This is a genomic window from Citrobacter sp. MGH104, from assembly GCF_001034485.1.
Lineage (GTDB): Bacteria > Pseudomonadota > Gammaproteobacteria > Enterobacterales > Enterobacteriaceae > Citrobacter > Citrobacter freundii.
On record NZ_KQ089818.1, the window covers coordinates 3,581,760 to 3,594,417 of the forward strand.

Below are 12,658 nucleotides of genomic sequence, written 5' to 3' on the forward strand. Positions count from 1 at the left end.
AAAATTAAGCGTAGATGGCATTTGCAAAACTTGCCTGTGTGCGCAAATGAATTTCAATGGCATATCAATAACTCATCAGCAAAAAAAGCACATCTTATGTAAAGAATTGGAGCGGGATTCATGCGGTGTTCACCGTGCTGCAAGCAAAATGTCATCACTCGCTGAGAAATTAGGGGGTTACATTCTGGGGTGAATACGTAAAATAGTTGGGCTGAAGCGTATTGGCGGTTACACTTTGACCGCTACACATTTGAATAAGGAATTATGGATTGTGACCAAACTCAAACTTCTGGCACTTGGCGTCCTTGCCGCAACCGCAGTTAGCACCGCACAGGCGGAAAGTCAGTGGACTGTTGGCGCGGGTGTTGGTGTGATTAACAGCCCGTACAAACAGTATGACCGCGATGTTTACCCTGTTCCGGTTGTCACCTATGAAGGCGATAATGTGTGGTTCCGCGGCTTGGGTGGCGGTTACTATTTGTGGAATGATACGGCAGATAAGCTTTCCATCATGGCGTACTATGATCCGACGCATTTCAAGCCGGGTGATAGCGATAGCCATGCTTTACGCCAACTCGACAAGCGTAAAAGCAGCTTGATGGCTGGCCTATCATATGTACATAACACCCAGTATGGTTTCCTGCGTACCGCGCTGGCGGGTGATACCCTGGATAACAGCAACGGCTTTATCTGGGATCTGGCCTGGCTCTACCGTTACACCAATGGTGGTCTGACCCTGACGCCGGGTATCGGTGTGCAGTACAGCAGCGAAAACTACAACGACTACTATTATGGTGTGTCCAATCACGAGTCTCGCCGCAGTGGTCTGAATAGCTACAACGCTGACGATGGATGGGATCCGTACCTGGAGTTGACCGCGAGCTATAACTTCCTTGGCAACTGGAACGTGTACGGCACTGGCCGTTATGTGCGTTTGAGTGATGAAGTGAAAGACAGCCCGATGGTCGATAAGTCCTGGTCTGGCATCTTCTCGGTAGGTGTGACCTATAAGTTCTGATGCCACTGCGTGTCAAACACTAGCCCGCATCTCTGCGGGCTTTTTTACGTCATTAAATTTAAGACAACCCCCAGATCATGATGGTGCAATTTGTGCACCCTAACAGGACACATGCACGTTGTTTTGCTTTACTGTGGTGCATTAACACAGGAGGGTGCGATGACAGCGAAACAGGTGACGTTTACAAACCAGGTATCGCTTCCTGCTATTGGGCAGGGAACATGGTACATGGGCGAGGATCCAAGCCGACGCCGGGATGAAGTGTCTGCGCTGCAGGCCGGACTGGATCTCGGCCTGCGATTGATTGATACCGCAGAAATGTACGCTGATGGTGCAGCGGAAGAGGTGGTGGGTGAAGCATTAACGGGACGGCGTGATAGCGCTTTTTTAGTCTCGAAAGTTTACCCATGGAATGCCGGTGGAGAGAAAGCCATTGCCGCCTGCGAAGCCAGCCTGCGTCGACTGAAAACTGATTATCTGGATCTCTATTTGCTGCACTGGATGGGCGATTTTTCATTTGCAGAGACCGTCGATGCCATGGAAACACTGATTGCGCAAGGGAAAATCCGCCGTTGGGGCGTCTCAAATCTCGATTATGATGATATGCAGGCGTTATGGCAGGTACCCGGTGGACGGGAGTGTGCGACTAACCAGGTGCTTTATCATTTAGCCTCGCGCGGTATTGAATATGATTTACTGCCGTGGTGCCAGCAGCAGCAGATGCCGGTTATGGCATACAGTCCGCTGGCCCAGGCGGGACGCCTGCGTGGCGATTTGCTTTCTAATTCCGTGGTGAATGACATTGCGCGCGTGCACAATGTTAGTGCTGCGCAGATTTTGCTGGCGTGGGTGATTCGTCAGTCGGGTGTAATAGCAATTCCGAAAGCCGCAAGCGTAGCGCATGTCGAACAAAATGCCGCCGCGCTGCAGATAACGCTCTCTGTAGATGAGCTGAAGCAGTTAGATAAGGCGTATCCGGCGCCAAAAGGTAAAACAGCGCTGGATATGGCCTGATTTGCCAAATGACGATGCTCACGCAGCTTATCAGGCCAACGGCTGCGTGTGGTTTGCATGCCGGATAAGGCGTTAGCCGCATCCGGCATGTTGCACTGATTTACCTGATGGCGCTGCGCTTATCAGGCCTACGACTGCGTGTGTTTGTAGGCCGGATAAGGCGTTAGCCGCATCCGGCATGTTGTGCAGAGTTGTCTTAGCGTTTAGCAACACGAATAGTCTGCGCGAGGCGAGATGGTTTTTCTTCGGTGGTTTTCTGCGGAGCGGTCGCGTAAGCCGTTTCTACACAAACAAACGTTTTGTAGCCATCATCCGGCATGTCGCCCATACTGACGGACAGCGCCGGGCCAGGGTTCCAGCCCACGACATTCAGGTGGTGGTGGTGGACAACGTCGATATTGCGATTCAACGCATCATCATGAATCACGCTGCACGCTTCCGGATTCAGATAGACACGATCGGTGCGGTCCGGGAAGGTCTGGATACCATCAGCCAGCACATCTTCTTTAGCATCATTCACTTTATCGATCAGGCGATCGCCGAGACCACTAACTTTCACTGCCGCAATGTCACCAACGTTGAAATAGGTATGCAGTGCCGAGGTGGTTTCAAACTCACCGTGAGCTTCCAGCTCCATCTCACAGGTGGCTCCCACTTTGAAACGGGCCAGCAGGCAAAACTCGTGCGGCCAAAGCTGACGCGTTTCGGCATTGCTCTGCAGTTCAAACGTCAACACCACGCCATTGTCGTCTTCGTTGTGCGCTTTCAGCGTCCATGGCAAGTTACGGGCAAAACCATGCGAAGGCAGGCCCTGCTGAGCAGCCGGACCAAACCACGGCCAGCAAATTGGTACGCCGCCACGCAGCGCTACGCCGGTTTTAAACGGGGTATTGTTGCTTAACCACAGGACTTCCTCTTCGCCGTTTGGTTTCCAGGAAAGAAGATGTGCGCCCTGTAGCGCGAAAGACGCTTTAACCTGGGGGTGATCGACAACAAGAACCTCAAGCTCATCAAGCTGACGGCGGGAGAGGACAGGGGTAAGCTGTTCAATGACCGGGAGAGCGAAAATTTTGTTAATCATGATGCAATCCTTGGTATGTGAATATTTTGGTCATAAAAAAAGGCGACCGAAGTCGCCTTTTTGGATCAGATACTCATCTCAACTTATTTGGAGATGTGAGCAATCAGGTCCAGAACTTTGTTAGAGTAGCCGGTTTCGTTGTCGTACCAGGATACCAGTTTCACGAAGTTGTCGTTCAGTGCGATACCAGCTTTAGCATCGAACACGGAAGTGCAAACTTCACCGTTGAAATCGGTAGATACTACGTCGTCTTCGGTGTAACCCAGAACGCCTTTCATCGGGCCTTCGGAAGCAGCTTTGATTGCTTTCTTAATTTCTTCGTAAGAAGCAGCTTTTTCCAGACGAACGGTCAGGTCAACAACGGATACGTTCGGGGTAGGAACGCGGAACGCCATACCAGTCAGTTTGCCGTTCAGTTCTGGCAGTACTTTACCTACAGCTTTAGCTGCACCGGTAGAGGACGGGATGATGTTCTGGGATGCGCCGCGGCCGCCGCGCCAGTCTTTGTGAGACGGGCCATCAACGGTTTTCTGAGTAGCGGTGGTCGCGTGAACAGTAGTCATCAGACCTTCGATGATGCCGAAGTTGTCGTTGATAACTTTAGCCAGCGGAGCCAGGCAGTTAGTGGTGCAGGAAGCGTTAGAAACGATGTCCTGACCTTCGTATTTGTCAAAGTTAGCGCCTTTAACAAACATCGGAGTGTTATCTTTGGACGGACCAGTCAGAACCACTTTTTTCGCGCCAGCAGTGATGTGCTTACGAGCGGTTTCATCTGTCAGGAACAGGCCAGTAGCTTCAGCTACTACGTCAACACCAACTTCGTCCCATTTCAGGTTAGCCGGATCACGTTCAGCGGTAACACGGATTTTTTTACCGTTTACGATCAGATGACCGTCTTTCACTTCAACGGTACCGTTGAAACGGCCGTGAGTGGAGTCATATTTCAGCATGTAAGCCATGTAGTCAGCGTCTAACAGGTCGTTGATTGCAACGATCTCGATGTCAGAACGTTCTTGAGCAGCACGGAAAACAATGCGACCGATACGGCCAAAACCGTTGATACCTACTTTGATAGTCATATATTCCACCAGCTATTTGTTAGTGAATAAAAGGTTGCCTGTAAAATTACAAAAACCTTACGCAGCGTCAAGCGGAATCGTGTCAATCATTGCGACAAATCAATCTGCTGCCTAAGCTTTGCGCAACTGACTCGCCTCACTCTTCCTTTGGGCTTGAAACCACATGGGGTCGGCGGCCCGAATTTTAAAGGGCAATCAAGATAAAAACGTGATTCTGATCACGAATTGCAGGCTGCCATTTCGCAAGGATCAAGTTTAGAACAAAAGTTCGCACTCCGGTGTTAATGTTTTGTTAGAATCTGTCTCGCGATGTGAGTTTAGATAAAGCGAGATGTGAGCAAATGGCTAATCAACCTTCTCCAGAAGAACTGAAAAAAAATTTAACCGAAATGCAGTTCTACGTGACGCAGAATCACGGGACAGAACCGCCATTTACCGGGCGTTTGCTGCATAACAAGCGTGACGGCATCTACCACTGTCTGATCTGCGATAAACCGCTATTTCGTTCCGAGACAAAATATGACTCTGGCTGCGGCTGGCCCAGCTTTTACGAGCCTGTCAGCGATGAGGCTATCCATTACATAAAAGATACGTCACACGGCATGCAGCGCATAGAAATCCGCTGCGGAAACTGCGATGCGCACCTGGGACACGTCTTCCCGGATGGTCCGAAACCTACCGGTGAACGGTACTGCGTTAACTCAGCGTCTTTGAACTTCGCTGATAGTGAAAACGGTGAGCAAACCAAGGGTTGAAGAAACGATTCAGCAAATTATTCTACGGAGAGTGGATTTAACATGAATCTTGATGAGATGATCAACAGTATGACGCCGGAAGTTTATCAGCGCTTATCGACTGCCGTTGAGCTCGGAAAGTGGCCGGATGGGGTAGCGCTAACAGCAGAACAAAAAGAGAATAGCTTACAGTTGGTGATGTTATGGCAGGCGCGTAACAATATTGACGCGCAGCATATGACGATTGATACCAACGGTGAGATGGTGATGAAGAGCAAGCAGCAGTTGAAGGTTGAGTTTGGTATTACGCCCGAACCGATTGCGACGTTTAAATCCTGATTACCCTGGCCCGGCAGACATCGATGTCGGGCCTGCAGTTGATGTTATTTCTTATTCATCATCGCTTTCAGATCGGCGAACGGGTTGTATTTCGCTTCGCCTACGGCCTTTTGCGCATCTTCTCCTGCAACCACCGTTGAACCATACTGGTCCGCTTCCGTATATTTGGAATGCTCGTGATCGTGGCAGTACAGGCACAACATTTCCCAGTTGCTACCGTCTTCCGGGTTATTGGAGTGATCGTGATCGATGTGATGTACTGTCAGCTCGCGCAAATTTGAATACACGAACTCACGGGAACAACGTCCACAAACCCAAGGGAAGAGCTTTAGCGCCTTTTCCCGATATCCGACTTCCAGACGGGCGTAATTTTTAGGGATAAAAGCCATAAAGCTCATGCCTCCAGTAGAAAATGAAGAGCTGCGCCAAAAGCTGGCGCAGCAGAATGTGCTAATCATAACCTATTGTGTCAGGCGTTGGGATCAGTGTTTGATGCCTAACGAATCGGCTAACTGCTTCGCCAACTGATTATTGTCATCTGCGCCGTACTCCCAGAACATGGCGCCTCCCAACCCTTTGCTTTTGATGTAGTCGGCTTTGATCGCCACCGAACGCGGATTTTCATAGGAGAGGGCAAAGAGTGTTTTTCCATCCGCAGACTGCACCGACAGCCACGGCACTTTCGCTTCATCATCCCAATGTTGGCTAAAGCGTTTTTGCGGATCGTTGATCAACTTCGCCACGATATCGTTGTACTTCACGTAGGTATCTTTGCTCAGGTCGACGCCCAGTGATTTGAACAACTCAATTTGCGCAGGCTCGAAATAGGGCTGGGTAACAGGATTTTTCTGCGCGTCAGGTTTGCTCCAGTCAATGCCTGGTTCAACGGCGCGTTTTGGTACGCGTCCATAAAAGCCAATGCCCAGATTCATTTGGCTCGGTTTCAGACCGGCAGCAAGATAGTTACTGACCACAAAATCGGCGCTGTACTTATCCGCCGCGGCGACCGTCGGCCATTGCGTCGAATCATACAGGTTCGAGTTAAAATACTGGGTGCCGTAAGCCATGTCATAGGTCATCAGGTTGATGTAGTCGAGCGATGGTGCAATGGCTTTTACATCTACCCAGCTTTTCGGACTTTCTGCATTTGCGCCCACGGCGATGGTCAGCAGTTTTTTATGCCCCAATGCGGCCCGCAGTTCTGTTAGCAGCGCGGTAAAGTTAGCGCGGTCAGCCGGTTGGCTTTCGACCAGTCCCCAGGCGCCGTTAACCGGATATTCCCAGTCGAGATCGATGCCATCCAGACCATATTTCGCAATTATCTCTTGCGCAGACTGAATAAACACTGCGCGCGTATCCTTCGTTGCCGCCGCACCAGAGAATCCACGCGCTCCCCAACCGCCGACGGAAAGTAACACTTTCAGGTTTGGATTTTGTTTACGCAGCTGTGGAATTTTCAGCAAATCATCCTGCACTTTCTGTGAAAGCCAAATTTGATGCAGTTTGCTGGCGTCTTTTAAGGCGTCATTGGTCTCGTCTTTTTCGTTGTTGTAGACAAGGCCAAACGAATAGTTGAGATGAGTTATCTGGCGAACATCCAGTTTATTGATGTCGCCGCCAGGACCGGCAGTGACGTCGCCACCGCCATTAAAGTAGCCAACTGACATCAGTGAATTGGCGGAAACAACGCTGGCGCAGAGCAAGGGTAATGCTGCCAACAAAGGCAATAGTTTCATCGGTGTTCCTCTTTGACATTTAAACAAGTAAACACGCCACGGAAATGGCGTGGCGAAAAAAAAAGCATCCGCAGGTTAACAGTTTCATAACAGGAAAAATGCGAAGGGGTTCACGCCATTTTAGCGAAGCGGCTGCCAGGTTCACTTGGTTTTCAATTCATCTTTGCATTTATTTGTGATCTTGGTTGTGAAATGCAGATAATAATCTGTGTTTTAAAGATTTGATGTTGACCTCAAAAATTATATGGATAAGTATGATTGTCACTGATGCAAAACTGAACACAAAGGAAAATTCAATGAAAGCACTGGCAAGATTTGGCAAGGCCTTTGGCGGCTATAAGATGATTGATGTACCGGAACCAGTTTGTGGCCCGGATGACATCGTGATTGAAATCAAAGCGGCGGCTATCTGCGGCGCGGACATGAAACACTACAATGTTGATAGCGGATCTGATCAATTTAACTCCATCCGCGGCCATGAGTTCGCCGGTAAAATTGTCCGCGTTGGCGACAAAGTTAAGGACTGGAAAGTCGGTCAGCGGGTGGTTTCTGACAATAGTGGACATGTCTGCGGTGTTTGCCCGGCCTGCGAACAAGGCGATTTTCTGTGTTGTACAGAAAAAGTGAACTTAGGTCTCGACAACAACACATGGGGCGGAGGGTTCTCTAAATATTGCCTGGTGCCGGGGGAAATCCTCAAAATTCACCGCCATGCGCTGTGGGAAATCCCACAAGGCGTTGATTATGAAGAAGCGGCGGTGCTGGATCCTATCTGTAACGCCTACAAATCTATTGCTCAGCAATCCAAATTCCTTCCCGGCCAGGACGTCGTGGTTTTCGGCACCGGCCCATTAGGGCTCTTTTCCGTGCAAATGGCGCGCATTATGGGGGCCGTTAATATTGTGATGGTCGGGCTGGAAGAGGATGTTGCCGTACGCTTCCCCATCGCCAAAGACCTGGGCGCGACAGCTGTCGTTAACGGTTCGACCGAAGATGTGGTTGCACGTTGCCAGGAAATCTGCGGTAAAGACAATCTGGGGCTAGTCATTGAATGCTCTGGTGCCAATATAGCTCTGAAACAATCGATCGAAATGCTGCGCCCGAATGGTGAAGTCGTTCGCGTCGGCATGGGCTTTAAACCTCTCGATTTCTCCATCAACGACATCACCGCGTGGAACAAAAGCATCATTGGCCATATGGCCTACGATTCTACATCCTGGCGCAACGCCATACGCCTGCTGGCCAGCGGAGCGATCAAGGTCAAACCGATGATCACTCACCGTATCGGCCTGTCGCAATGGCGCGAAGGATTTGACGCCATGGTCAATAAAACCGCGATTAAAGTCATCATGACTTACGACTTTGATGAATAACATGTTTATTAAAAGGACGTTATCGCATGGAACAAATAGCAAAACCGCACTGCGGCGCCAGACTGGACAGGCTACCTGACTGTCGCTGGCATACGTCAATGTTTGCGATGGTTGCCTTCGGATTACTGGTTTGCTGGAGTAATGCCGTCGGCGGATTAATTCTCGCGCAGTTAAAAGAACTTGGCTGGACTGATAATTCCACCACCGCCACGTTCTCTGCCATTACGACGGCTGGAATGTTTCTCGGCGCGCTCGGTGGGGGAATTATTGGCGATAAAATCGGGCGTAAAAACGCATTTATTCTATATGAAGCGATTCATATTATTTCTATGATCGTGGGTGCGTTTTCACCCAATATGACCTTTCTGATCGCCTGCCGTTTTGTAATGGGAGTTGGATTAGGCGCGCTGTTAGTGACCTTATTTGCCGGGTTTACCGAATATATGCCTGGCAGAAATCGTGGTACATGGTCGAGTCGGGTCTCGTTTATCGGCAACTGGTCTTATCCACTCTGTTCGCTGATTGCGATGGGGCTGACGCCACTTATCAGCGCGGAATGGAACTGGCGTGTACAGTTGTTGATTCCTGCGGTGCTGTCGCTCATAGCAACGGTTATTGCCTGGCGCAGTTTCCCTGAGTCGCCTCGCTGGCTGGAGTCTCGCGGGCGCTACCAGGAAGCCGAAAAGGTGATGCGGGCAATTGAGGAAGGTGTCATTCGACAGACCGGTAGGCCGCTGCCACCAGTCGTAATAGATGATGATGGCAAACAACCGTGTTCTGTTCCGTACTCCGCATTATTAACAGGGGTGTTACTGAAGCGGGTTATTTTGGGTTCCTTTGTTCTGATTGCCATGAACGTCGTCCAGTACACCTTAATTAATTGGCTACCGACAATATTTATGACGCAGGGCATTAATCTGAAAGACTCCATTGTCTTAAATACCATGAGTATGTTCGGCGCGCCGTTTGGGATTTTTATCGCCATGCTGGTAATGGATAAAATTCCGAGAAAGACCATGGGTGTAGGGTTATTAGTGTTAATTGCCGTGCTGGGATATATCTATTCACTGCAAACCAGCATGCTGCTGATTACGCTAATTGGTTTCTTCCTGATTACTTTTGTCTATATGTACGTTTGCTATGCCTCGGCAGTCTATGTTCCGGAAATATGGCCAACCGAAGCGAAACTCCGCGGTTCTGGTCTGGCGAATGCGGTAGGGCGTATCAGTGGTATCGCTGCGCCTTATGCGGTCGCGGTATTGCTTAACGGTTATGGAGTGACGGGTGTATTTGTACTGCTGGGTGCGGTCTCCATTATTGTCGCTGTCGCCATTGCTACCATCGGAATTGAAACCAAAGGCGTCTCTGTCGAAAGTCTCGGTATTGATGCAGTTACCAGCAAATAATATTGATGGGAAATAAAATGAAAAATTCAAAAGCGATATTAAAAACGCCGGGCACGATGAAAATTATTGCCGCCGATATCCCGGTGCCAAAAGAGCACGAAGTGCTGATTAAAGTGGAATACGTTGGAATTTGTGGATCAGATGTTCATGGTTTTGAATCAGGTCCTTTTATTCCGCCGAAAGATCCCAATCAGGAAATTGGTCTGGGGCATGAATGCGCCGGTACGGTGGTGGCAGTAGGGAACCGTGTGACTAAATTTAAACCCGGCGACCAGGTGAATATCGAACCGGGCGTGCCGTGCGGTCACTGCCGCTACTGTCTGGAAGGGAAATACAACATCTGCCCTGATGTTGACTTTATGGCCACGCAACCTAATTATCGCGGCGCGCTAACCCACTATCTGTGCCATCCGGAGAGCTTCACTTACAAGTTGCCCGATAATATGGACACCATGGAAGGCGCGCTGGTAGAGCCCGCGGCGGTAGGGATGCATGCCGCAATGCTGGCGGACGTTAAACCGGGCAAGAAAATCGTCATTCTGGGGGCGGGCTGTATTGGTTTAATGACCCTGCAAGCCTGTAAATGTTTGGGTGCTACCGACATTGCGGTGGTTGATGTCCTGGAAAAGCGTCTGACCATGGCCGAGCAACTTGGTGCGACGACCGTGATCAACGGGGCGAAAGAGGACACCGTTGTCCGCTGCCAGCAGTTCTCCGGAGATATGGGGGCCGATATTGTTTTTGAAACCGCAGGTTCAGCGATCACTGTTAAGCAGGCTCCATATCTGGTAATGCGCGGCGGGAAAATCATGATCGTGGGTACTGTACCTGGTGATTCAGCGATTAATTTCCTCAAAATTAACCGTGAAGTGTCTATTCAGACCGTTTTCCGTTATGCCAACCGCTACCCTGTCACGATTGAAGCCATCTCCTCAGGGCGTTTTGATGTGAAGTCGATGGTGACGCATATTTACGATTATGAAGATGTTCAGCGCGCGTTTGATGAATCCGTTAATAACAAATGTGAAATTATCAAAGGCGTTATTAAAGTAAATTATTAATCTATTGAAAAGGGAGAAATAACCATGCTGGCAGATATTAAATATTGGGAAAATGATGCTCAAAATAAACATTATGCGATTGCCCACTTTAACGTGTGGAATGCGGAAATGCTAATGGGAGTGATTGATGCGGCGGAAGAATCTAAATCGCCGGTAATTATCTCCTTCGGTACCGGCTTTGTGGGTAATACCTCGTTTGAAGATTTTTCGCATATGATGGTTTCTATGGCGAAAAAAGCCTCGGTGCCGGTTATTACCCACTGGGATCACGGACGCAGCATGGAGATAATCCATAACGCATGGGCCCACGGCATGAATTCACTGATGCGTGATGCTTCCGCTTTTGATTTCGAGGAGAATATTCGCCTGACCAAAGAGGCGGTCGATTTCTTCCACCCGCTGGGTATTCCGGTCGAAGCAGAGCTGGGCCATGTGGGTAATGAAACGGTCTACGAAGAGGCGCTGGCGGGTTATCACTACACTGATCCAAGCCAGGCGGCTGAGTTTGTCGAGCGTACCGGCTGTGACTCGCTGGCGGTAGCGATTGGTAACCAGCACGGCGTCTACACCTCCGAACCGAAACTGAACTTTGACGTGGTTAAACGAGTGCGTCAGGCGGTATCCGTTCCGCTGGTGCTGCACGGCGCGTCCGGCATTAGCGACGCGGATATCAAAAAAGCCATTTCATTAGGCATTTCGAAAATCAATATTCACACCGAACTGTGCCAGGCCGCAATGGTGGCGGTGCAGGAGAACCAGGACCAGCCGTTCCTGCACGTTGAACGTGAAGTACGTAAAGCCGTAAAAGCGCGCGCGCTGGAGAAAATCAAATTGTTTGGTTCAGACGGTAAAGCGGAATGACAATATGGATAATATCGAGGTTATTTGTATAGGGGCGGCAATTGTTGATATTCCCTTGCAACCAGTGAGTAAAAATATCTTTGATGTTGACTCTTATCCATTAGAACGAATAGCTATGACCACGGGAGGTGACGCTATTAATGAGGCGACGATTATTTCTCGCCTCGGCCATCGCACGGCGTTAATAGGCCGGATAGGTGACGATGCTGCGGGGCATTTTATTGTCGACCACTGCCGTCGGGAGAATATTGATATTAAAAGCCTGAAGCAGGATGCTGATATTGATACTTCCATTAACGTGGGTTTAGTCACCGCTGATGGTGAACGCACCTTTGTGACTAACCGTAACGGCAGCTTATGGAAACTGAATATAAACGATGTTGATTTTGACCGTTTCTCTCAAGCAAAGCTGCTGTCGCTGGCGAGTATTTTTAATAGCCCGTTGTTGGATGGTGATGCACTGACGGCAATTTTCACTCAGGCGAAAGCGCATAAGCTCATTATCTGCGCGGATATGATTAAACCGCGACTGAATGAAACGCTGGACGATATCCGTGAAGCGCTGAGCTACGTGGATTATCTGTTTCCCAATTTTGAAGAGGCAAAACTGCTCACTGGGAAAGAGACGCTGGATGAGATTGCCGACAGTTTTCTGAACTGTGGCGTGAAAACCGTCGTGATTAAGACCGGCAAGAGAGGCTGTTTTATCAAGCGTGTTGACATGAAAATGGAGGTCCCGGCGGTGTCAGGAATTACCGCCATCGACACCATCGGCGCGGGGGATAACTTTGCTTCAGGATTTATCTCCGCGCTGCTAGAAGGCAAACCGCTTCGCGACTGCGCGCTGTTTGCTAATGCAACGGCGGCAATATCGGTACTGAGCGTGGGTGCCACGACGGGTGTGAAGAACAGAAAGCTGGTTGAACAACTTCTTGACGAATACGAAGGGTAATAGC

At 49.6% G+C, this 12,658-nt stretch carries 13 protein-coding genes; 9 read left to right on the top strand and 4 right to left on the bottom strand.

The window, feature by feature from the left end:
- The first annotated feature begins 271 nt into the window (after positions 1-271).
- Complete coding sequence (locus SK34_RS16890) at positions 272-1,018, top strand: MipA/OmpV family protein (RefSeq protein WP_003030706.1); 747 nt, start codon at positions 272-274, stop codon at positions 1,016-1,018.
- A 159-nt stretch (positions 1,019-1,177) separates the two neighbouring features.
- Positions 1,178-2,032 (top strand): aldo/keto reductase, encoded by an 855-nt coding sequence (locus SK34_RS16895; protein WP_003846662.1) that lies wholly within the window; start codon positions 1,178-1,180, stop codon positions 2,030-2,032.
- A gap of 196 nt (positions 2,033-2,228) precedes the next feature.
- Here SK34_RS16895 and SK34_RS16900 read toward each other — a convergent pair whose 3' ends face one another.
- Positions 2,229-3,113 (bottom strand): D-hexose-6-phosphate mutarotase, encoded by an 885-nt coding sequence (locus SK34_RS16900; protein ID WP_003846660.1) that lies wholly within the window; start codon positions 3,111-3,113, stop codon positions 2,229-2,231.
- Positions 3,114-3,196: 83 nt separating this feature from the next.
- The gene (gapA, locus tag SK34_RS16905) at positions 3,197-4,192 is read right to left on the bottom strand and encodes a glyceraldehyde-3-phosphate dehydrogenase (RefSeq protein WP_003030697.1); all 996 of its coding nucleotides are present in this window, start codon (positions 4,190-4,192) and stop codon (positions 3,197-3,199) included.
- Between the two features lie 341 nt (positions 4,193-4,533).
- On the opposite strand from gapA, the gene msrB reads away from it, so the two are divergent.
- Both msrB and SK34_RS16915 read left to right on the top strand, forming a co-directional pair.
- On the top strand, positions 4,534-4,947 hold the full coding sequence (gene msrB / locus SK34_RS16910; protein WP_003846657.1) for a peptide-methionine (R)-S-oxide reductase MsrB: 414 nt from the start codon (positions 4,534-4,536) through the stop codon (positions 4,945-4,947).
- Between the two features lie 42 nt (positions 4,948-4,989).
- Positions 4,990-5,265: a YeaC family protein gene (locus SK34_RS16915; RefSeq protein ID WP_003030693.1), complete on the top strand. Its 276-nt coding sequence runs from the start codon at positions 4,990-4,992 to the stop codon at positions 5,263-5,265.
- 44 nt (positions 5,266-5,309) lie between these two features.
- Here SK34_RS16915 and yajD read toward each other — a convergent pair whose 3' ends face one another.
- Positions 5,310-5,654 carry an HNH nuclease YajD gene (yajD, locus tag SK34_RS16920; RefSeq protein ID WP_003832478.1) on the bottom strand — a complete coding sequence of 115 codons (345 nt, stop codon included), beginning with the start codon at positions 5,652-5,654 and terminating at the stop codon, positions 5,310-5,312.
- A 93-nt stretch (positions 5,655-5,747) separates the two neighbouring features.
- A complete protein-coding gene (locus SK34_RS16925) occupies positions 5,748-7,001 on the bottom strand; it encodes a chitinase ChiD (protein ID WP_048233569.1) in 1,254 nt (417 codons plus the stop codon).
- Positions 7,002-7,297: 296 nt separating this feature from the next.
- Here SK34_RS16925 and SK34_RS16930 point away from each other — a divergent pair, with 296 nt between their 5' ends.
- From SK34_RS16930 to SK34_RS16950, 5 genes are read left to right on the top strand one after another with little or no spacing between them, the layout of a single operon-like run.
- On the top strand, positions 7,298-8,374 hold the full coding sequence (locus SK34_RS16930) for a zinc-binding dehydrogenase (protein WP_044700068.1): 1,077 nt from the start codon (positions 7,298-7,300) through the stop codon (positions 8,372-8,374).
- 26 nt (positions 8,375-8,400) lie between these two features.
- Positions 8,401-9,780 carry an MFS transporter gene (locus SK34_RS16935; RefSeq protein ID WP_032949099.1) on the top strand — a complete coding sequence of 460 codons (1,380 nt, stop codon included), beginning with the start codon at positions 8,401-8,403 and terminating at the stop codon, positions 9,778-9,780.
- Between the two features lie 17 nt (positions 9,781-9,797).
- Positions 9,798-10,841 carry an NAD(P)-dependent alcohol dehydrogenase gene (locus SK34_RS16940; RefSeq protein ID WP_003840875.1) on the top strand — a complete coding sequence of 348 codons (1,044 nt, stop codon included), beginning with the start codon at positions 9,798-9,800 and terminating at the stop codon, positions 10,839-10,841.
- Between the two features lie 24 nt (positions 10,842-10,865).
- Complete coding sequence (locus SK34_RS16945; RefSeq protein WP_003840876.1) at positions 10,866-11,702, top strand: ketose-bisphosphate aldolase; 837 nt, start codon at positions 10,866-10,868, stop codon at positions 11,700-11,702.
- A 4-nt stretch (positions 11,703-11,706) separates the two neighbouring features.
- Positions 11,707-12,654, top strand: coding sequence for a carbohydrate kinase family protein (locus SK34_RS16950; protein ID WP_003840877.1), 948 nt, complete (start codon positions 11,707-11,709; stop codon positions 12,652-12,654).
- Positions 12,655-12,658 lie beyond the last annotated feature (4 nt).